Source organism: Cytobacillus sp. IB215665 (assembly GCF_033963835.1).
GTDB lineage: Bacteria > Bacillota > Bacilli > Bacillales > SM2101 > Nanhaiella.
Genome location: NZ_JAXBME010000001.1, coordinates 90,054 through 110,511, shown reverse-complemented (window position 1 = coordinate 110,511; position 20,458 = coordinate 90,054). Strand labels below are relative to the sequence as shown.

At 34.7% G+C, this 20,458-nt stretch carries 19 protein-coding genes; 5 read left to right on the top strand and 14 right to left on the bottom strand.

The window, feature by feature from the left end; genetic code table 11:
- Nucleotides 1-181 precede the first annotated feature (181 nt).
- Nucleotides 182-631 (bottom strand): MarR family transcriptional regulator, encoded by a 450-nt coding sequence (locus SLH52_RS00455; RefSeq protein ID WP_320207344.1) that lies wholly within the window; start codon nucleotides 629-631, stop codon nucleotides 182-184.
- A gap of 293 nt (nucleotides 632-924) precedes the next feature.
- Between SLH52_RS00455 and SLH52_RS00450 the strand changes: the two genes are divergently transcribed.
- On the top strand, nucleotides 925-1,344 hold the full coding sequence (locus SLH52_RS00450) for an organic hydroperoxide resistance protein (protein ID WP_214482895.1): 420 nt from the start codon (nucleotides 925-927) through the stop codon (nucleotides 1,342-1,344).
- A gap of 147 nt (nucleotides 1,345-1,491) precedes the next feature.
- Here SLH52_RS00450 and SLH52_RS00445 read toward each other — a convergent pair whose 3' ends face one another.
- The 3 genes from SLH52_RS00445 to SLH52_RS00435 all read right to left on the bottom strand — a co-directional run bounded on the left by SLH52_RS00445 (nucleotide 1,492) and on the right by SLH52_RS00435 (nucleotide 3,538).
- Nucleotides 1,492-1,830 carry an AzlD domain-containing protein gene (locus SLH52_RS00445; protein ID WP_320207343.1) on the bottom strand — a complete coding sequence of 113 codons (339 nt, stop codon included), beginning with the start codon at nucleotides 1,828-1,830 and terminating at the stop codon, nucleotides 1,492-1,494.
- 51 nt (nucleotides 1,831-1,881) lie between these two features.
- Nucleotides 1,882-2,634 (bottom strand): AzlC family ABC transporter permease, encoded by a 753-nt coding sequence (locus SLH52_RS00440; protein WP_320207342.1) that lies wholly within the window; start codon nucleotides 2,632-2,634, stop codon nucleotides 1,882-1,884.
- A 94-nt stretch (nucleotides 2,635-2,728) separates the two neighbouring features.
- Nucleotides 2,729-3,538, bottom strand: coding sequence for a TrmB family transcriptional regulator (locus SLH52_RS00435; RefSeq protein ID WP_320207341.1), 810 nt, complete (start codon nucleotides 3,536-3,538; stop codon nucleotides 2,729-2,731).
- Between the two features lie 392 nt (nucleotides 3,539-3,930).
- Between SLH52_RS00435 and SLH52_RS00430 the strand changes: the two genes are divergently transcribed.
- Genes SLH52_RS00430 through SLH52_RS00420 form a run of 3 tightly spaced genes read left to right on the top strand, consistent with a single transcriptional unit; the run spans nucleotide 3,931 to nucleotide 6,096 of the window.
- The gene (locus SLH52_RS00430) at nucleotides 3,931-4,431 is read left to right on the top strand and encodes a hypothetical protein (RefSeq protein ID WP_320207340.1); all 501 of its coding nucleotides are present in this window, start codon (nucleotides 3,931-3,933) and stop codon (nucleotides 4,429-4,431) included.
- 11 nt (nucleotides 4,432-4,442) lie between these two features.
- Nucleotides 4,443-5,678, top strand: coding sequence for a glutathionylspermidine synthase family protein (locus SLH52_RS00425; RefSeq protein ID WP_320207339.1), 1,236 nt, complete (start codon nucleotides 4,443-4,445; stop codon nucleotides 5,676-5,678).
- A gap of 22 nt (nucleotides 5,679-5,700) precedes the next feature.
- Nucleotides 5,701-6,096 carry a DUF350 domain-containing protein gene (locus SLH52_RS00420; RefSeq protein ID WP_214482890.1) on the top strand — a complete coding sequence of 132 codons (396 nt, stop codon included), beginning with the start codon at nucleotides 5,701-5,703 and terminating at the stop codon, nucleotides 6,094-6,096.
- 208 nt (nucleotides 6,097-6,304) lie between these two features.
- Here the strand turns inward: SLH52_RS00420 and SLH52_RS00415 are convergent, their stop codons facing one another.
- The 10 genes from SLH52_RS00415 to SLH52_RS00370 all read right to left on the bottom strand — a co-directional run bounded on the left by SLH52_RS00415 (nucleotide 6,305) and on the right by SLH52_RS00370 (nucleotide 19,603).
- A complete protein-coding gene (locus SLH52_RS00415) occupies nucleotides 6,305-7,495 on the bottom strand; it encodes a M20 family metallopeptidase (RefSeq protein ID WP_320207338.1) in 1,191 nt (396 codons plus the stop codon).
- A 279-nt stretch (nucleotides 7,496-7,774) separates the two neighbouring features.
- Nucleotides 7,775-8,665, bottom strand: a complete 891-nt coding sequence (gene galU / locus SLH52_RS00410; RefSeq protein WP_320207337.1) for a UTP--glucose-1-phosphate uridylyltransferase GalU — start codon at nucleotides 8,663-8,665, stop codon at nucleotides 7,775-7,777.
- A gap of 130 nt (nucleotides 8,666-8,795) precedes the next feature.
- Nucleotides 8,796-9,869, bottom strand: coding sequence for an FAD-binding oxidoreductase (locus SLH52_RS00405; protein ID WP_320207640.1), 1,074 nt, complete (start codon nucleotides 9,867-9,869; stop codon nucleotides 8,796-8,798).
- A 4-nt stretch (nucleotides 9,870-9,873) separates the two neighbouring features.
- Nucleotides 9,874-11,901, bottom strand: coding sequence for a class I tRNA ligase family protein (locus tag SLH52_RS00400; protein WP_320207336.1), 2,028 nt, complete (start codon nucleotides 11,899-11,901; stop codon nucleotides 9,874-9,876).
- A 52-nt stretch (nucleotides 11,902-11,953) separates the two neighbouring features.
- On the bottom strand, nucleotides 11,954-13,276 hold the full coding sequence (locus tag SLH52_RS00395) for a lysine N(6)-hydroxylase/L-ornithine N(5)-oxygenase family protein (protein ID WP_320207335.1): 1,323 nt from the start codon (nucleotides 13,274-13,276) through the stop codon (nucleotides 11,954-11,956).
- Between the two features lie 987 nt (nucleotides 13,277-14,263).
- Nucleotides 14,264-15,220 (bottom strand): L-threonine 3-dehydrogenase, encoded by a 957-nt coding sequence (locus SLH52_RS00390; RefSeq protein ID WP_320207334.1) that lies wholly within the window; start codon nucleotides 15,218-15,220, stop codon nucleotides 14,264-14,266.
- Nucleotides 15,221-15,316: 96 nt separating this feature from the next.
- Nucleotides 15,317-16,507 carry a glycine C-acetyltransferase gene (locus SLH52_RS00385; RefSeq protein ID WP_320207333.1) on the bottom strand — a complete coding sequence of 397 codons (1,191 nt, stop codon included), beginning with the start codon at nucleotides 16,505-16,507 and terminating at the stop codon, nucleotides 15,317-15,319.
- 849 nt (nucleotides 16,508-17,356) lie between these two features.
- The gene (locus tag SLH52_RS00380) at nucleotides 17,357-18,082 is read right to left on the bottom strand and encodes an amino acid ABC transporter ATP-binding protein (protein ID WP_320207332.1); all 726 of its coding nucleotides are present in this window, start codon (nucleotides 18,080-18,082) and stop codon (nucleotides 17,357-17,359) included.
- Nucleotides 18,083-18,092: 10 nt separating this feature from the next.
- Nucleotides 18,093-18,749 (bottom strand): amino acid ABC transporter permease, encoded by a 657-nt coding sequence (locus SLH52_RS00375; RefSeq protein ID WP_320207331.1) that lies wholly within the window; start codon nucleotides 18,747-18,749, stop codon nucleotides 18,093-18,095.
- A gap of 35 nt (nucleotides 18,750-18,784) precedes the next feature.
- Complete coding sequence (locus tag SLH52_RS00370) at nucleotides 18,785-19,603, bottom strand: transporter substrate-binding domain-containing protein (protein WP_320207330.1); 819 nt, start codon at nucleotides 19,601-19,603, stop codon at nucleotides 18,785-18,787.
- A gap of 228 nt (nucleotides 19,604-19,831) precedes the next feature.
- Between SLH52_RS00370 and SLH52_RS00365 the strand changes: the two genes are divergently transcribed.
- Complete coding sequence (locus SLH52_RS00365) at nucleotides 19,832-20,410, top strand: TIGR00730 family Rossman fold protein (RefSeq protein ID WP_320207329.1); 579 nt, start codon at nucleotides 19,832-19,834, stop codon at nucleotides 20,408-20,410.
- Nucleotides 20,411-20,458: the final 48 nt, after the last annotated feature.

Sequence of the window (20,458 nt, the reverse complement as noted above, 5' to 3'; positions counted from 1 at the left end):
TTTATCAGGCTTCCACCATCCCTGATTCGCTTAAAACATTTTCAGTTACTATTGATCCTTCATCGTTTAATAAATATATAAGTTTGAAAATTATTTTATCAAAAATCTACATTAATGCAAGTGGTTAAATATCATTACATTTTAATTTAAACATTTCTTAAAATTGTGTGTTTAATGATCACTACTTTTTTGTATTCACTTGATGTACTTGATTAAGTAGCTGTTGAACTAGTTTCCTCATACTAACCAATTCATTAGATGACATCTCACCATTATCAATTAATGACATTGGTATACAAATAGCTTTTTCTTGTAAAAGTTTCCCGCCCTCGGTTAATTTAATTAATACTCTTCTTTCATCAACACTTGACCTTTCTCTAACGATCAACCCTCCATCTTGCATTCTTTTTAATAGGGGAGTTAAAGTCCCAGAATCTAAAAACAACTGTTCACCTAATTCTTTCACTGTGCTCTCTCCACTTTCCCACAGTACAAGTAAAACAAGATATTGAGGATATGTTATGCCAAGCTCATCTAATAATGGTCGGTACATTTTAGTAATTTCTCTAGATAAGGCATAAACAGAGAAACAGAGTTGATTATCTAATTTAAGTAAATCATCATTGTTCATTATTCCCACCTACATTTCAAAAAAGTTGTGCACAATTTATTTCTTACAAATAAAATTATCTTTTTAAACATTAATTGTCAACTACTCAGAAAAACCTACTTATTTATATCGTAGAAACATATTGAATATTTACATGTTGAACAGCACATAATGATTCTTGATGACACAATAACCCCTTCCAAAATATAAATAAAAACTGTTGACAAATAAAATTTTTACAGTTATATTAGTATTACAAAATTAAATTGTGCACAACTAAATTGTGTAACACTTAATATAAAGGAGAATGAAAAATGGAAGCAATTTATACAGCAAAAGCTACAGTTCAAGGTGGAAGAGAAGGAAAGGTTTCTTCAAGTGATGGGGCTATTCAATTAGATTTAAGCATGCCGAAAGAGCTTCAAGGTCCTGGTGGAAGTGGAACTAACCCAGAGCAATTATTTGCAGCAGGATACGCAGCTTGTTATGAAAGTGCATTAAAATTAGTTGCTCGTAATAAAAAGATGGCAATTGGAGATACTCAAGTAACTGCACAAGTATCCATTGGAAACGATCCAGCTGGCGGATTTAAATTAGCAGTTCAACTTGATGTGAAGATTCCTGGTGTAGAAGTTGATGTGGCGAAGGAATTAATTCAAGAAGCTCATCACGTTTGCCCGTATTCAAAAGCTACTCGTGGTAATATCGATGTAGTATTACGTGTTGTAAAATAACTTACTTGAAAACAACAAAAAGGTGGAACAAGATTGTATCCACCTTTTTTGCGTTTTCTTACTCTCATTGTTCGTGACACCTTTTCTACTTTTATGGGGCTCGGATAAAACCTCATCCACCTCCCCATTAAAGCTTCCGAAAAGAGACTACATAATTATTAACATGAAAACGACAGCTACGATTGAACCTGTTAACACTAACAAAATGTGTAAACGTAATAACGACAATAATACAGCAACAATTCCTCCGGTTAAGCCAATAAATATATTATCTTCTTGAATTGTTAAAATTCCTGGGAAAATCAGTGCCCCCAATGCTGCATATGGGATATATGATAACCAACGATTAACCCAATCGGGAAATGTAACAAAATTAATTACAAATGCTGGGATAACACGAGGTATAAATGTAACAATTGCCATACCAATAATGATTAATAATATCTCCATATCATCTACAAACCTCATTTCTATCATTGATAACATTTAATAACCTACTCTAATGTGATTGGGTATCCTTTGATCAATGCTAGTTTACTAGCTATTTTGTTGTATAAATTCTCGTTCTTTGAAAAATACACCTATGAGGCTACTTATAAGTGTAGCTATGACAATAGCCCAACCTGAGCTTACAATCATTGACGCAAATGTACAAATGACCATACTTATTACAACGATGCTCAATACTAACCTTGATTTCCGCGCTACTGGTACTACTAGGGCAATGAACATTGCATAGAGACCGACGGACATACCTTGACTAATAACCGGTGGAAAAATGCTTGAAAAAAGTCCACCAACTAGAGTCCCTGCTATCCATGATAAATACGCTGTTGCAAATATGCCTAGAATAAAAAATTGATTTGTGGCATCTTTTTCTTTCCCTTGCAATGAAAATACTGAAAATGTTTCATCTGTTATACCGAAAGATAACAAAGCTTTCCACTTAATAGGAATATGGTTTAGTTTATTTATGAATGACATACTCATAATGAAATGACGAAAATTAAGGACAAATGTAGCTACAATAATTTCGATTACAGTTGCATTGACCATCACCATACCGGCTGCCATAAATTGACTTGCACCAGCAAAGACTGCGATTGACATAAAGGTTGAATGCCATAGCGACAAACCTGATTGAACAGCAATCATTCCGAATGTAACTGCAATCGGAAAATAACCAATCGCTATTGGTAGAGCAACCCTTGACCCTTTTAAGAACAAGTTACTATTTTGGAGTTTTTTTCTCTGGGATATGTTTTTTTGTTCAACATTTATGCTAGGCATCACATTTCTCCTTTCACAAGTTTACATAACAACTTAATATTAGCTGTTATCTTTCTAACTACTAATAATTCGTGTGTAAAAAAGGCGGCCCAATTCATTTGAACCGCTTTCCTGTTACAACATGCAGAAGGTCATTGTCCTTTCTCCATAGTGAATCTAATTTATCCTCACCAAATTTACGAGTGATTTCTTCAATCATAATATCATGCCTAATATATTCAGTTGCGACTAATATAAGTGCAGGATCTTTCGATTTGACTGCCCAAGCAGTTGTTTCTTCAGAAAAATTTGCTATGATTACCTCTTCTTCATCTCTAGCAGCAATTGTTAAATGACCACCTGTTCTTTCTTTCACAACTTCTGGTGGCATGTAGTTATGATGATAAGTGGAACCTAATTGTAAATGTTGATTACCGAATAAAATAGTAAAGATTTTAACGCCTTCTTCATGACGTTGATCGACAGCTTCTTGTATCATAGGAGTTTGTGGCTCCCATACTGATAACCATAGTTCTTTTTCAGCATTGCCAATTAAATCAACTATTTCCGATATAACTAGTTCGTCACTACGGATATGCCAAATAACATCTGCTTCGCGTTCTCCTTCTAATGTCATTAAATTTTTTTCTAGGTAATCAAATGACTGTTCAAATTGGCTCCTAAACCTTGTAATTAATTCCTTAGCAGGTACAGGAGTATATTTCACTGGATCAGAAGGCACTTTATATACCGCACCCTTATCTAACAATTTACCTATCACTTCATATATCATCGATCGTGGAACTCCTGAAAGCTTACTAATTTCATATCCTGTACTAGGAGATTTCTTTAGCAAGCTTATATAAGCTTTACATTCATATTTAGAAAAACCCAACTTTTGAAGTTCGTTATAAATTTCTTCCACTTCTTACTCCCTCTAGTAGTTATTATACTACCTACTATAAAGATATTCAAATAATTGTCAACCTTTTATATAGATGCTTTACCATGTTTTTCTCACTAAAATATATTATTTTTTACATTTACCGTTAGTAGAGTACTACCTTCTACATAAAGATGACTATAGAAAAAACTGTGCTAATTCGATTACAGAAGCTACATAATTAACAACAGGAAGCATCCTGTATGAAACTTTTTTTTACGCAACACGTAAAAGAGATAAGGGGGAGAAAATATGATCGTATATTACTCTTAGAAAGACAGTACGAATTAATCATTTTTTACCATATATACCTAATTACAACATTAGGTTTCTATGGTACGATATGAATGTGATTTTTTGAAAGCAGGTGTACTATGAGCAAAACTACAAAATTAATTAAAGGTTTATCAGCGGCTGTGATTGCAACTGGGTTATCTGGTTGTTCAAGTGCTGCGAATGAGTATACTTATGAAACAACTGATAGTGGAGATGGTGATACAAGAACCATTCCAATCGAGCCATCGGTAGTTGGCTGTGATGAATGGGACTGGGATGTTGATGATGAAATGTATGAATGTGATGATGATGATTCAGATTATCGCGGTCATTACTTTTATCAAAATAAGCTATTCAAAACAAAAGCTGACATAAAAAGTGGAAAGTATAGTAAAAGTTTTGTTTCAACTTCAACGAATGCTGTAAACAATAATACTAACAATTCCACCTCTCAATCAAACCAGTCACAATCTAAATCTTCAAATAATTCTGTGTCAAATAATTCTGAACAACCAACAACTTCCACTCAAAAGTCACAATCTAGTTCAAGTAGTTCATCTGGATTTGGTAAGAGTAGCAGTGGATCATACGGAGGGTAATAACTACTACGATGAAGGAATGGGAAATTCGCAGAAGAGAATTTTATGATCGTATACCTAAATTTTGGCCTGACATGTACGGTCAAGAATACGCATTATTTGATATTCATCCTCTCACTATGGATGAAGTGGAAAACATCCGCCTTGCTACAAGTCACATTGGGAGCATCTTTTTTAAGATTGCTCGACTATTAAGGCACGTTAATAACGAAACACTGCAACAACTGGGGTTCCCCAATCAGTCAATTCCTTATCTTCGTCTACAAACCATCGACGTAGAAACGATCATTGCACGACTTGATCTAGTAAAAGTAGGTAGCACTTATAAGGTTTTAGAATTTAATGCTGATACACCTACCTTTATTAAAGAGCTATTCTCTATCAACGGTAAGGTATGTGATACATTCGGGTATCAAAACCCTAATCAACATGAAGAAGAACAATTAGCAAATTCTGTGCGACAGGCGATTTTTTCTAGTATTAAATATGTACAGGAGATAAGCAACCCGTATGTCGTATTTACATCCCATGAAGAAAGTGATGAAGATTTAAACACCTCACTTTACCTTCAAGACTTAGCAAATATACCTTCAAGATTCGTGCCGCTTCATAAGCTACAAATTAAAAAATCAGAAGGATTATACGATGAAAATGGACGTAAAATCGATGTATTATATCGTCAAACATATCCATTAGAGCATTTGGTATGTGATAAAGATGAGTTTAACAATAACATTGGGGTCATGTTACTTGACCTTGTTCGTGATCAAAAGCTTGCAATTATCAATCCACCCTCAGCATTTTTATTACAGTCCAAAGCGATTCTTGCAGCAATTTGGGGGCTACATGAGGATATGAGTGACTTTTTTTCAAAAATCGAGCATGATCGAATATCAAAATATTTTCTCCCTACTTATTTAGAGGCAGATCCTTTAATAGCAAATGGATTAAACTATGTCAAAAAACCTTCTTTCGGACGAGAAGGAGATACTGTTGAAATATTCTCATCAAAAGGAGAAAAAATACTAGAGGATAAGAATAAGTCCTATACGAGCTCTTTGCCTGTGTACCAGCAATTAGTCGAGTTACCAACGACTAGCTTTCAGACAGTGAACGGAATGAAAGAAGGCCATATTATTATAGGTTCTTTTTTACTCCAAGGGAGAGCAAGTGCCATTGGCTACCGTGTCGGAAACAAAATAACTGATAATCTATCTTACTATTTGCCAATCGGTATCAAAAGATGAAAATGTTGAGAGGAGAACTAAAATGAATTTATACTTAAATTTTCTAGCTTATGCTGGTACTGCACTATTGATGTTAATTATTGGACTTATTGTTTTTGAACTAACGACAAAGAATGAAAAATTCAAAATGATAGGACAGGGGAACAGAGCGGCAGCTATGGTCATTGGTGGTAAGCTCCTTGGTATCGCCTTCGTCATTGGGTCGGCAATGGAATACTCGATCTCTATCATTGACATGATCATTTGGGGTTCAATCGGAATACTTGCACAAATCATTGCTTCCATTTTAGCTGAAGTTGTGACGATTCGATTTAGTATTAAAGAAGCAATTGATAAAGATAACCGTGCGGTAGGTACATTCTTATTATTAATGTCATTAGCAATAGGCTGGGTCATCTCCAAAGCCCTAACTTATTAAGAAAAGCGCAGCCGACTGCTTAATCCCGACAAGCACTGGAAGCATTTAATTAGAAGACGCTTTTTGTCTTCTGATGCAATGGTGATGCGACTCGAGGGGATAAAAAATAGAACGCAGAAATGGCCACAACATTTTAAACATGTTGTAGCCATTTTTCTTTATATCAAACTAGAATCTAATAATTTCAAAAAATATTAAACAACTTTCCTTATGCGTTTATGGTAGCATATTGCTCAAGGTAAGATACAGTCACTGCTCCTAGTGTTTTGGCAGCAATTAACATAGCCTCTTCATCAATATTAAACTTAGGGTGGTGATGAGGATAAGCTTTTTCCCATGTAGGGCTCTTTGCTCCTGTGAAAAAGAATGCGCCTTGTACATGTTGAAGATAATACGCGAAGTCCTCTCCTCCCATAGAAGGTTCACACGTAATAACTTCATCTACACCAGGTATATTTTTCGCAATATCCATTAAATACTGAGCTTCAGCTTGATGATTAATTACAGGAGGGTAACCTCTTGTAAAGTTAAAGGTATAATCCGCACCAGAAGAAAGGCATGTTCCTTTGACGACCCTCTCTAACTCTTGTTCAATTAGATCTCTCACTGTCTCATCAAATGATCGGGCTGTACCAATTAGAACAGCAGAATCTGAAATGACGTTAAATGGATTACTCGCCTCAAAAGACCCTACAGAAATTACTGCTGATTGTAAAGGGTCTACTCTTCTAGAAACAATTTGCTGTAGATTTGTAACAAGTTGTGCTCCTATAACTACTGAGTCTTTTGTAAGGTGAGGCTCTGCCCCATGACCTCCTTTACCTTGTACAGTAATTTCAAATCTATCGGCCGCAGCCATGAGTGCACCTTCCCTACATGAAATCTGTCCCACAGGTGCAGTTGCCCATAAGTGTGTTCCAAAAATTACGTCAACACCATCAAGGCAGCCATCATTAATCATGTCAATCGCCCCACCTGGAGCTACCTCTTCTGCGTGTTGATGAATAAAGACGATACCTCCTTGCAACTCTTCCTTCATCATATTAAACACCTTAGCTAATACTAACAATGTCGCAGTATGACCATCATGTCCGCAAGCATGCATTACTCCATCAACCTTTGACTTATATTCGATATCATTTTCTTCATGGATTGCTAATGCATCAAAATCAGCTCGAAGTGCTACTGTCTTGCCAGGTTGACCACCTCGTAACGTAGCAACAACTCCACGTCCTCCTACTTCTGTTCTAACCTCATGGCCTAAGAGCTTATGATAATCGGCAATGTATGCAGGCGTTGTTACTTCTTTAAAAGAAAGCTCAGGGTGCTGATGTAAATGTCTCCGGATTTCCACCATCTCATCATAATGATTTTTTAGAAGTTCATATAACCTTTCCATTACTTCCACCTTCTTCAATTAGTTTTCATTACTTTAAGTATATATAATTCTATGGTCAAAGTGGAAGTCCCGACCACACATATTAACCGATATTTGATTCAAAATAGCACTTTCGAATTCGTATATCCTTGTCGGTTGCCGCCTCTTTTGTCTTTCTGCTTGTAATATGAGGTCATCTTCTTAATCACATTGAATATATTAAATAATCAATAATTCCAGCGAATCATCAACATTATTTATGCTATATAACTGACCTACATTACTTATTCTTTGTATTCTTTAGGCTTGAGGTTTTACTTTTTCCCTCTGAAGTAAATCTTCCATTATACGAATAACGGCGGATTTTATCTCTTCATTTTTCATAGAAAACTCTAACGTCGTTTGAATAAAACCTAATTTTTCACCTACATCATATCTCACACCGTCAAAATCATAAGCAAAAACACGTTGTATTTCATTTAACTTTTGAATGGCATCAGTCAACTGTATTTCGCCCCCAGCCCCTACTTCCTGCTTATCCAAAAATCGAAATATTTGTGGTGTTAATATATAGCGACCCATTATTGCTAAATTTGACGGAGCTGTACCTTGCTTTGGTTTTTCAATAAATTCACTAACTTGATAACGTCGTCCATTTTTTTCTATAGGATTTATAATTCCATATTTTTCAGTCTCATGCTCTTGTACTTGTTGTACGCCTATAATTGGTGCTTCTGTTTCCTCATATTCATTAATTAACTGCCTTAAGCAAGGTGGATCTGATACGACAATGTCATCACCTAACAAAACAGCAAATGGTTCATCATTAATAAACTTCCTTGCACTCCAAATGGCATGTCCTAAACCCTTTGGTTCTTTTTGCCTAATGTAATGAATATTAGCTATATTAGATGCTGCTTGAACTTTATGAAGCAGGTCATATTTTTCCTTCTCTATTAAGCTCTGTTCTAACTCAAAAGCTGTATCAAAATGGTCTTCAATTGCACGTTTACCCTTTCCAGTGACAATCATAATATCCTCAATACCTGAAGCAACTGCCTCTTCCACAATGTATTGGATAGTAGGCTTATCTACAATTGGAAGCATTTCTTTAGGCATTGCTTTTGTTGCTGGTAGAAACCTAGTACCTAAGCCTGCGGCAGGAATAATTGCTTTTTTTACAGTTTTCATCTACTGACCTTCCTTCTTTATAAGTAGTTAGTATTTTATAATATTTATTTGTTGCTTTTCACTCAAAGATACAAATACGTATACATCTAATGTTCGAGGCACCTTTTCTTCTCTAAGAACTATAAAATATTTATTGTTCCATTTCTTTAATGAGTTCAACTGTTCTTTGTCCTACTGCTGGGGAAAGTTTATACCCTCCCCCACTCCATCCAGCTGATATTATCAAGCCTTTTAACCCAGATACTTCCTCCAAAATTCCTACTTCATTATTTGTATAACCATCAAAACTTAACCTTCCACCAGAAAATGTGCTGTTGTCAAACCATTGAAAACGCTTCTTAGCGATCTGATTTACCTTTAATGTTTCATCATAATCCATTGCATGTACATCATCGGGGTTTATATCCCACTGATTTGTTGGATAACCAACTAGTACAAGATCATGAGTATCTGGTCTACTAAATAACTCTGTCGTATTATCAATGAAAGCTGGTGGTATCAATGCTTCTTCAGGTCTCTTAACAAATTGGATTTGAATACTTTTACTCCGAATTGAATAGTTTAGTTGAAGCTGATGTATAAAATTTGAACTCCAAGCACCAGTAGCTAGAATAACTGCCTTAGCTTGGATAAAACCCGCTGTCGTGTTGACTCCTACTACTTTCTTATTATCAAGTACTATATCTGTGACTTCTGTGCCTTCCATTGCTATTGCTCCGAAAGATCTAGCCGCATCAATCCAAGCTTTTGTTGTTAGAACTGGATCTGCGAATCCACCTTCTGGTTCATAGGCAACTGCCCCGACTCCATCAAACGCAAGAGAGGGGAACAGCTTTTTGGCTTCATTTATTGTTAAAGCTTCAATTGAATATTCATATTGTTGTTGTAACTTTTTTACTTCATCTAACATGTAGGTAACTTGATTGTCAGGTATTAAATGTAGCAATCCTGTTTTTACGTAACCACAGGACCTACCTATTTCTTTTTCAAAGTTTTTGAAAGATGAAAAGCTTTCCATCGACATCTCCGTTAAAAGTGGATTAGAGTGGTAGACTCTTATGAATCCACCAGATTTTGCAGTTGAACCGCAAGCAAAATGATTTTTCTCTATTAATGCAGCATTATTATATCCATTTTTCGATAAATAATATAATATGGATGCACCAATGACTCCTCCACCAATTATAACTACGTCTCTTTCCATCAAATTACTTCACCCCTAATTCTCGTAGGCATTCTTTAATAGGGAGAAAAAATGTTTCCTGGGAACTAGAGATTCGTAAATTACCTTCTATTAATGTTGGATTATATTCCCATTTGATTGGTTCGTTTATTCCTAGGCATTTCCACAGTAACTGTGAAAACTGTGGCATAATTGGCGCAATTAATATTGCTAAATGTTTTGCCGATGTCAGTTCTAGCGATATACTTGTTCGATAATCATCAATTAGTGAGGTAATATCACCTAAATATTGCTCGGATTCACCAAAAGCTGAGGATTTACGAACAAACTCATTTAATAATCTAGTAACTTGCTGTGGTGAGAAGCTTTCTGCTTCATATGCCTTTGTTACTTCAGCGACAGTGGCTTTTATCATTTCATAAAAAGATAGATGCCTATCTGACCAATTACCTACGTGTGGAGTTATTCCTCCGTATCGGTAATTTACTTTATCTAATAAGTGTTGCAACCAATTTTGCCATTCATTCATTAACACTTGTTCATTCGTGTGCTCAAATTCTGATAAAGAGAAATTTGTTTGTCTATTTTCTGGACGAATGTAAGAAAGAAAAAAGCGGACTTGGTCAGTTGGAATTCCTCTAAAAATTTCCTGACCCCAAATAGCGTGACCCCTACTCGTAGAAAACTTTAAATTATCTAATTGTAAAAATTCATTCGTTACAAAAACTTCAGGTAAATGCATGTCAGAATCAAATGCCATATGTAACGCTGGAATAAGAACTGCATAATAGAAACCATTATCAAATCCAAAAAATTGTATATTTTTCGATTGATCATTTTTCCATATCGTTTTCCAACCGTCATTTGTCTCATATTGCTTTAAGCATTGATCGGTTGCAGCCAAATAACCTGGTGCCATTTCAAACCAAACGTACAAAATTTGATCATTATACGTATCCAACGGTACTGGTATTCCCCAATCTGAAATATGGGTGATTCGAATGTCTGGTAACCCCTCTAATAATAGCTTTTCACAAAGCGAACGTAGATGTGAACCCATCGTAACTTTTTGATAGTACTCACGTAGCTGATTATTATAATTTTGAAGAGGAAAATATAAATGCTTTGTCATTTTTATTGTTGGAGTATGATCACACTGCTTACACTTTACATCAACCATATCTGTACAATCATTCGGTTGACCACACTTTTCACACCCATTTCCATCACTGCTTTCTAAACAATGAGGACAATTCCCCTTGACATGAGCACCATATAAATAACAATTACAAAATTCACAAAATAAGGATGGTACTTTCTTTTCAATTAACTTACCTTGGTTATATAGTTTCATAAAAAATTGTTGGATAAAATTTTTATATTCAACAGAATGGTTTGGTCGGTAAAAATAATCCATTTTTATCGATGCTAAAGAAAAAGTATCTTCTATAACCTTCCCAAAAGAATCAGCTACATCTTTTGGGGATCTTTTGAGCTGGTCTGCTTTAAGGGGAACATAACTTTGAAAGTCATCTGTCCCGCTTATATAATGGCTCTTAAGTTCTTGTAGCTTCAAAAATCGATTATAAATATCTGCGCCTAAATACGGACCAGATAAATGACCAAGGTGTAAATCTCCATTAGGTGTTGGTGGAGGGGCAGTAATTAACGTCTTATGCGCATTATTATGAGGACCTGTATCGAACGCTTCCTCTAGTAGTTTACTATCTTCCCACCATACTGCCAAAAATGTTAAATCTTTATGTTTCGTATTATTTCTTAAAGAGTGCGTACTAAAAGCATTTAAATAAATGACGTCCCCACTCTCAACTTCTGCTATCTCATCATCAACTTCAATAACTCCGCAACCATCTAATATATAAAATAATTCGCCTTCATGGTGATTATGTGGTTCAGAAGAATGGCCTGGTTTAATAACACAATATGCAGAACCAAAAGGAGGATCAGGAACATTCTCCCAAGCAGCGATTCTCTTACAAAGTATGCCATACTCGTGAGCAAACTCATTTTCGTTAAGCTTTTGTATATTCAAATTTGTTGCCTCCCAATTATTTTAGTTTTCCTGCTTCATAATCGGATTATTGTTATTCTACAAAACTATTAAGCTGTAAACTCTTTAATATTTCACCAGTTCTAAAAGGTAAAATTGATAATAATGTGTCACTTAAACCATTATTTTGTTCATTAAAACCCTGCACATAAATTGATGGTGACAAGGAGTCTTTAACAACTAATTTATGATCTCTATCTACCTTGACTTGGCCTTTCTCGTCTTTTTCCATATATTCAGTGATACCATCTATTAGTGATGGAATTTTTCTTTGATAGCCAGTTGCTAAAAATATGCCATCAGCTGGTATCTCTTCAAGTTCATTTTTCATATTTAAAAACTCACCAACTAGATCCTCGCCCTTTTCAACAATATTTTTCAAATCCATAAATGGTTTTATTTCACATCTGTTTGAACCAGATAATTTTTGAATATATATCATTTTATAAATATCCTTAATTAATTGCGCATCTACTACAGCATAATTCGTATTTTGATGTTCTTCTAAAAAAGATGATCTTTGCTCAGGTGTTAAATTGTTAAGAAAATCTACCATTGAATGATGGTATAACTCGTTTACAAAAGGGCTATCATCTGTTTGCCTATATGCATAGTTTTTAAAAGCAGCAGTTACATGGGCATTTTTATAATGATTCATTAAATAATAAAAGATTTCTGCTGCACTTTGACCAGATCCCACTACTACAAAACGATATGGCTTATTCGTATCTGGATAGTTTTCTTTTAGTTTATAAAGAAACTGGTTTGAATGAATAACTTTATGAGAGTTTATCTCGAGATGTTCTGGAACGTTTGGTTTACCACCAGTAGCAACTATAATATTTTTCGCTAAAAACTCTGTAACATCTCCAGTCTTTAAGTTTTCTGAAGTCATTTTAATATATTTAATTCTATGATTTTTTTCTTCACCATACGGCTCAATTCTACTGACTTTTGTTCCATAGTGTACTTGATTAGCAAAATGACCTGCTGCCCAACGAAAATAATCATTATATTCTAACCTTGTTGGGTAAAAATCTCGTAAATTAATAAAATCATTTAAACGATTTTGTATTTTTAAATAGTTTAAAAATGAAAAATAACTTTGTGGATTTCTTAAAGTTACTAGATCCTTTAAAAAAGAAACTTGTAGCTGCATTCCTTCTATTAACATATTAGGGTGCCATGCAAAATGATCTTTACCTTCAAAAAATACACTAGTAAAATTGCTATTAGACTCCTCAAGTGCTATAGCTAAAGCAAGGTTTGATGGCCCAAAACCTATTCCTGCAATATCAACAACAGGCATATTATCAATTATTTCATTTACTTCCTCTTTCATGACAACCTCTTCCACACAAATCCCCCCAGATTTATATAATTCAAATCTACTAATACAATATATGTCTTGTAGTGGTAATTATGCCCACATAATTAGAATTAATTGTATATTCATGACTGTTTTAATTAATAGATAAACTGTTTTAACAGTGATAATAGTGATAAAGTGAATTTAACTTTATCTATTATTTCTGAAGTAAGTAATGTTCAAGTCGAATGTAGTTTAGTAGATTTAAAATGGCCTATAAAAGTGACCGTAGATATGATTAATTTCGAAGACACGAAATGCCTTTAATGAGGACTATAGTAAAATGCATCACACTAGACATTTTTATTTTGCTAAATATTTTGCTGGTAGATTCCCCCTTAAAATAAATTATCCATTAAGAAATGGTATGGAAATAATAGTGACTAAATTAATATATAAGATTATATTTAATTGTTAATTAGTTTATGCGATATATCTCATTTACATATGTAAAAACATAGATAGAAGCTTTGATGCTAGTATAGTTCCATCGACACAGCCTCATTATGTCCTAAAACAGTATATGGAAAGGTTTTGTGTATAATGATGGGAAAAAATACAGATAAAAAGCTATGAATGACTATTAAAGTTCTTTATCGTTCTAGTAGATGAAGAATTTAAATTGAAGTAATGATTGATAAATAGATTTAAAAAAATTTTTTGAGCAAGACTATCGTGGCAGCTGAGGATCTTTTCAACAGGCTGTTTTGCCTTAATTGTTGCTTTTCGTTCTAACATATAAGCACGTCGGTATATTCCCTTTTTTTTACAACTATTAGGCTCTCGTAATACCCACCATTCTGTTCATATAAGTTTACTAACAGAGCCTATCAAAGTGAAGACATAGCAAATGCACCATAGCGAAATCTTTAAAAAAGGCATTGGCAAAAAAGAAAACAAATAAAAATAGACATCTCATTATGTAAAGATGTCCATTTCTAACCCTTTTGTTAAATTTTGTTTTTAATATAAACCTTACACGTTAACTACTTGCTTTTTTTTTAGCTTTTCCAACATATCTACTGTCATTTTTTCTAAGTCATAATTCACACTGAAATCCCACTCATCCTTAGCAGCCGAGCAATCTATGGCATTAGGCCAACTATCTGCTATTGATTGTCTGACAGGATCAACATCGTAGTATAGCTTGAATTCTGGAATATGTTGTTGAATAGCTATCTCTAGATCCTCAGGTGCAATGCTCATTGCAGATACATTAAAAGAATTTCGATGCTTAAGACGTGTTGGATCGGCCTCCATTAATGCAATAATTGCATGAACAGCATCTGTCATATACATCATATCCATATATGTTCCTTTATTAATAAATGAAGTATATTGCTTCTTTTCAATTGCTTGATAGTAAATATCTACTGCATAATCAGTTGTTCCTCCCCCAGGTGGAGTCATATAAGAAACTAACCCTGGAAAACGTAGGCCTCTCGTATCAACCGCAAACTTATGATTATAATAATCACATAACAATTCACCAGATACTTTATTCACACCATACATTGTTGTTGGTCTTTGAATGGTATCTTGTGGTGTTTGTTCTTTTGGTGTGTTCGGTCCGAAAGCACCAATTGAGCTTGGAGTGAAAAATTGACACTCTAGTTCCCTAGCTACTTCTAAAGCATTAACAAGCCCTCCCATATTAAGATTCCAAGCAAGTAATGGCTTTGATTCAGCAGTAGCTGACAGCAAAGCTGCCAAGTGAATAATCGTATCTACTTCATAACCTTTAGCTAAATCATACATTTTCTTATCGTCTGTTACATCAAGAATCTCAAATGGACCTGAGTGTACCACTTCACTATCAATATTTCTTATATCGGTTGCAATGACGTTGTTCGGTCCATAAATATCGCGCATTTTCATGACTAACTCGGAACCGATTTGACCTAATGCACCAGTAACCATGATTTTTTTCATCTTACATCCCCCAAATCGTTTTGATATGGAGTTTCTCAAGGGTATCATGCTATTGCTTACTCTCCCTTGTTCTTCTCCTCCTTTTGTACCGAACTATTAGAGAACAGCTAATTCTTTTCCTACTTTTTCAAATATACTAATCGCATGGTCTAACATTTCCTTAGAATGTGCTGCTGTAGGCATATTACGAATCCTTCCCGTTCCCTTTGGTACTGTAGGAAAAACAATTGACTTAGCATATACACCTTCTTCATTTAATCTCTTACTAAATAGTTGAGTTTTCACTTCATCGCCGATGATTACTGGGGTTATTGGTGTTTCACTATGACCAATATCAAACCCTAAGTTGCTAAGACCTTCTTTCAAATAATCTCCATTCTCCCATAGTTTATCCTGTAATTCCGTACTACTCATTAATATATCAATGGCTTTCGTACATGCTGCTACATCAGCTGGAGTTAATGCAGTTGAGAATAGAAATGGTCTACTTCTTACTTTTAGCCAATCGATTAAATCTCTTTTCCCTGCTACGTAACCACCTACAACACCAATGGCCTTTGACAGCGTGCCAATTTGAAAATCTACTTTATCAGATAAACCAAAATGCTTAACTGTTCCCGCACCTTTCCCTAGAACACCAGAGCCATGGGCATCATCTACATATGTAATCAAATCAAATTCTTCAGCTATTTCAACTATTTCAGGTAATTTTGCAATATCTCCGTCCATCGAAAATACGCCATCTGTAATGACCATAATTTTGTTATAAAGTCCAGATTCTTTCGCTTCCTTTGCCTTTTGACGCAAATCATCCATGTCAGAATGATTAAAGCGAATAATTTTTGCTTTTGAAAGACGGCATCCGTCAATAATAGATGCATGATTTAGCTCATCAGACAAAATCGCATCATTCTTATCCATTACAGCTGAAATTGCTGCCATATTACAATTAAACCCGGATTGATAAGCAATTGCTGCTTCTGTATGTTTAAATTGTGCTAATTCTTCTTCCAGCTTAACATGCAAATCCATTGTTCCATTTATCGTTCTGACCGCACCTGCACCTACGCCATACTCTTCAATCGTTTTTATAGCAACTTCCTTCAATCGTTCATCAGTCGCTAAGCCTAAATAATTATTAGAAGATAAGTTAATCAATTCTCTTCCAGCAATTTTGATGATCGGCCCATTCGGGCTTTCTATTGGATCTATGACATTATATAGTCCGTTGTTTTTTAAATCCTCTAAGTTATTTTGTAAAAAAGAAGCTAAAACATGACTTGACATGGTCAATCCCTCCAATATGTTATCTTGTTTCCATTTCATTTTTGTGGTAAGTTGTCATCTAAAGAAAAACAGTTGTCCTTGTGAAAAAAACACATGAATATTTTAAAATGTTATAAAACAGGGTTGTTTAAATGATATTCTATCATACATTAAATTATATGTTTATATATCATGGACAAATTCTAAAAATTATTTTTCTTTTTCGTCGTTTTCACATTAGTTATTCTTGTTCTGCTAGGCTCTTTTCGTAAGACTCTTTTTGTAAACTTTGTTATTAAAAATGGATAGTAAGATAGGGCCTGATCATAAAAAGATAATAAAAAGTAGAAAAGACGCCACGAACACTAGGTGTATACGTGCTTATATCTTAGTACGATAAGGAACAATTCGTGCGAAAACAGCCTTCTAATAAAAAAACTCAGTTTATTATGCATTTCATCTTTTTTACAACATTCAGCAATGTGGATTGAATAAAACCTCTCATTACTCCAATAGATAGTAAAATTGCAACATAGTTGCGACCGACAACGGCGTTCTTATCGACATATACCTGACAATATATATATTGGTAAGAAATAGTCTTTTTCATACAAGTGATTATATGGCGTAAGTTCTTTCATGTTTTTCTTAAGGGTACTTTCGCATTGAAATAAGCCCAAAAAACTAGCTCCAGACACCATTTATTCGTTTATATTCCCCCCTTTTTGTTGCTCTATGTAAGGCTCCATGGCCCAAAGTTAAAAAGTTACCACCACAGTTGTTATGCAATATCATGAAAATGTTAAGTAAGTTCAAATATTAGTCCTTCAAATTAAAATACTACAAGGAATAATCCTTGTAGTATGGTGTTTATCTATTTACAAGCTTTAAAAATTGCTTCGTGCGCTCATGTGTTGGATTTTCAAAGAAATCTTTTGGATTAGCTTTCTCAATTATTGTGCCTTCGTGTAGCATAACAATTCTGTCTGCTACATCTCGTGCAAAATTCATTTCATGGGTAACAATCACCATTGTCATTCCTTCTTTGGCAAGGTTTTTTATTACTTGGAGTACTTCTCCCACGAGCTCAGGATCGAGTGCAGAAGTGGGCTCATCAAACAACATTGCCTTTGGTTTCATAGCAAGTGACCTTGCAATTGCGACACGTTGCTTTTGACCACCTGAAAGCATATGAGGATACGCATGGGCTTTGTCCTGTAGTCCAACTTTTTCTAACAACGCTAAACCTTCTTGTATAGCTTCGCTTTTATCAACTTTTTTTACAATTATAGGCGCTTCAATAATATTTTCGATAACTGTTTTATGTGGAAATAAATTAAAATGCTGAAAAACCATCCCTACTTTCTCTCTCACCTTCGACAAATTGTCTTTTTCGGGAAATATTTTCTTATCATCAATTAATATTTCTCCACTATCAATTGTCTCCAAGAAATTAAAGCACCTAAGTAATGTACTTTTTCCAGAACCACTAATTCCGACCAAAACTACTACCTCTTGAGGCTTAATGTGTAGATCAATACCTTGCAACACTTGAAGATCACCAAATGATTTATACACATTTTTGGCCATTAGCATTGTTTATCATTCACCTCACTTTTTCAACGTCGACTTTGTTTTCGACAACATGTAATAAATAAGTAAAAATCATAACTAACACTAGATAATACAACCCGGCAACAAAGAATGCTTCAAACTGTTGGAATGATTGTGCTGCCTCCATATTTGCTAAAGAATAGATCTCAGCAACTCCAATGACATATACTAGTGAGGAATCTTTTAGACAAATAATAAATTGATTTCCAAGTGGTGGTATTGATCGCTTAAATGCTTGAGGAAAGATAATTCGATACATACTTTGCGTTCTTGTCATACCTAAAGAGCTACTTGCTTCGCGTTGCCCTCTATCAATGCTTTGAATGGCTCCCCGAAATATTTCAGCTATATACGCACCATTATGAATAGCTAGTGCGATTGATCCTGCCCAAAATCCTGATAAAACAATAAGTGAAGAGATACCAAAATATAAAAAAGAGATTTGCACAATTAAAGGGGTACCACGAATAAGCGTAATATATATTGAAGCAATTGTTTGCAATATCTTAGATTGAGAGATTTTAAAGAAAGCAAAAACGATACCTAGCAATGAGCCTAGTGTAAGACCAACGACTGTTAAACGTATAGTCATCCAGCTAGCTTCAATAAATCCCGAAAATGTTCTTAGAAACATATCAACAATATCCATTTTCCGCAGCCCCTTTCCACATCATAAATCTACTATTATTTATATATTTCAACACCTTCAAGATTGACATCTAATAGATTCGTACCAAAAAAATCATTTGAAATGTCTACATACGTTCCGTCCACTACAATTTCTTCTATCACTTCATTTAAAGCTTCCAACAATTCTTCGTCATCTTTACGAACCGCAATACCGATGCGTTCCACCCACAACCGGTCTCCAGCCTCTTTAATAGTTAAACCTGCTGCTTGAGCTTCAAAGCCAACGATTGAATCAGTAATAACCGCATCTAGACGACCTTTTACTGTTAAATCATTGAGCGCTGTAACGTCACTGTTATAATACTTTATATCATCAGTATACTGCTGAGCAGCCTCATCATATGTGCTTTGTGCCACTACCCCTATACGCTTTCCTATTAAATCATCGGCTGTTTTAATTTCATTATTGTCTACTGACACAAAAACTGTACCACCAGAATAATAATATGGGTCTGTAAAGTTAACTTGTTCTAATCGATCATCTGTAATAGCCATACTTCCTAAAATAATGTCAAATTTTTCTCCTTTTAAACCTTGCAATATTGTTTCCCATGGTGTTGTAACAGGATTTGGCTCAAGTCCAAGCTTTTCTGCTAGCGCATAACCAATCTCAACATCAAATCCTTTTAACTCTCCATTTTCTGAGTAGTTAAAAGGTTTATACAAGCCGCTACTAGCCCACGTTAGTTTTCCTTGTTCGACTAAGTTAAATTCATGGTCTACACCACTGCTATTGGTAGTTTCGTTCGTTCCACAAGCAGTAGAAAATATCACTACTAAAAGCAACATCAATACAACAAAACGCTTTCTCATTGTACCCCTCCTCAATTGTTATTTTTCTATTAACCACATACCGCTACGCTTGTCCTACTCTTTGGCTGTATACCTTCATACGACAACATGCTGGCTATAAAAGGAATTTTTCATCTTATTTCCAATAGTATGTTTAGAATTTTATACTTATTCATTCCAAACAAATATTATTTAGATGTAGTATAGTAGAATTACAATAGTTTCTATTTTGGAGTTGGAGTTGAAAAAATGAAATCGATTTGTGTATTTGCTGGTTCGAATGTTGGTGGAAGTGATGAATATTTACAAAAGGCACAAACTTTAGGTGAAATAATAGGCCAAAACGGCTACAGACTTATATATGGTGGCTCTAAAATCGGCTTAATGGGTGAGGTTGCAAATGCAGCATTATCTCATGGGGGAGAAGTTGTTGGAATTATGCCATCTGGTTTATTCAGAGGTGAGATGGTGCATCAACAATTAACAGAGTTCATTGAAGTCGATAGCATGCATGAACGAAAAGCAAAAATGGGAGAACTAGCTGACGGATATATCGCATTACCAGGTGGACTCGGTACTTTTGAAGAATTATTTGAAGTTCTATGCTGGGCACAAATAGGAATACACGAAAAACCTATAGGTTTATATAATGTAAACGGCTATTTTGATCCATTAGTCGAAATGGTCAAGCACAGTGTTCAAGAAGGGTTTTCTAATGACTCACATTTAGACTTAATGATTAAATCAGCGAATGCTGAAACGTTAATCGATACGATGCAAAACTATACAAGACCAATATTGAAGAAAAAATGGAAGCAGCTTGATTAATTAAGTAAGTATTTCATCAATAAAATGATGCGTATGTTAACTTTTTAG

What these genes read in the sequence shown, in the direction of transcription:
- SLH52_RS00455 (WP_320207344.1), bottom strand. Translation starts at nt 631, where the DNA reads ATGAACAATGATGATTTACTTAAATTAGATAATCAACTCTGTTTCTCT.
- SLH52_RS00450 (WP_214482895.1), top strand. Translation starts at nt 925, where the DNA reads ATGGAAGCAATTTATACAGCAAAAGCTACAGTTCAAGGTGGAAGAGAA.
- SLH52_RS00445 (WP_320207343.1), bottom strand. Translation starts at nt 1,830, where the DNA reads ATGTTATCAATGATAGAAATGAGGTTTGTAGATGATATGGAGATATTA.
- SLH52_RS00440 (WP_320207342.1), bottom strand. Translation starts at nt 2,634, where the DNA reads ATGCCTAGCATAAATGTTGAACAAAAAAACATATCCCAGAGAAAAAAA.
- SLH52_RS00430 (WP_320207340.1), top strand. Translation starts at nt 3,931, where the DNA reads ATGAGCAAAACTACAAAATTAATTAAAGGTTTATCAGCGGCTGTGATT.
- SLH52_RS00425 (WP_320207339.1), top strand. Translation starts at nt 4,443, where the DNA reads ATGAAGGAATGGGAAATTCGCAGAAGAGAATTTTATGATCGTATACCT.
- SLH52_RS00420 (WP_214482890.1), top strand. Translation starts at nt 5,701, where the DNA reads ATGAATTTATACTTAAATTTTCTAGCTTATGCTGGTACTGCACTATTG.
- SLH52_RS00415 (WP_320207338.1), bottom strand. Translation starts at nt 7,495, where the DNA reads ATGGAAAGGTTATATGAACTTCTAAAAAATCATTATGATGAGATGGTG.
- galU (WP_320207337.1), bottom strand. Translation starts at nt 8,665, where the DNA reads ATGAAAACTGTAAAAAAAGCAATTATTCCTGCCGCAGGCTTAGGTACT.
- SLH52_RS00405 (WP_320207640.1), bottom strand. Translation starts at nt 9,869, where the DNA reads ATGGAAAGAGACGTAGTTATAATTGGTGGAGGAGTCATTGGTGCATCC.
- SLH52_RS00390 (WP_320207334.1), bottom strand. Translation starts at nt 15,220, where the DNA reads ATGAAAAAAATCATGGTTACTGGTGCATTAGGTCAAATCGGTTCCGAG.
- SLH52_RS00385 (WP_320207333.1), bottom strand. Translation starts at nt 16,507, where the DNA reads ATGTCAAGTCATGTTTTAGCTTCTTTTTTACAAAATAACTTAGAGGAT.
- SLH52_RS00380 (WP_320207332.1), bottom strand. Translation starts at nt 18,082, where the DNA reads ATGCTAATGGCCAAAAATGTGTATAAATCATTTGGTGATCTTCAAGTG.
- SLH52_RS00375 (WP_320207331.1), bottom strand. Translation starts at nt 18,749, where the DNA reads ATGGATATTGTTGATATGTTTCTAAGAACATTTTCGGGATTTATTGAA.
- SLH52_RS00370 (WP_320207330.1), bottom strand. Translation starts at nt 19,603, where the DNA reads ATGAGAAAGCGTTTTGTTGTATTGATGTTGCTTTTAGTAGTGATATTT.
- SLH52_RS00365 (WP_320207329.1), top strand. Translation starts at nt 19,832, where the DNA reads ATGAAATCGATTTGTGTATTTGCTGGTTCGAATGTTGGTGGAAGTGAT.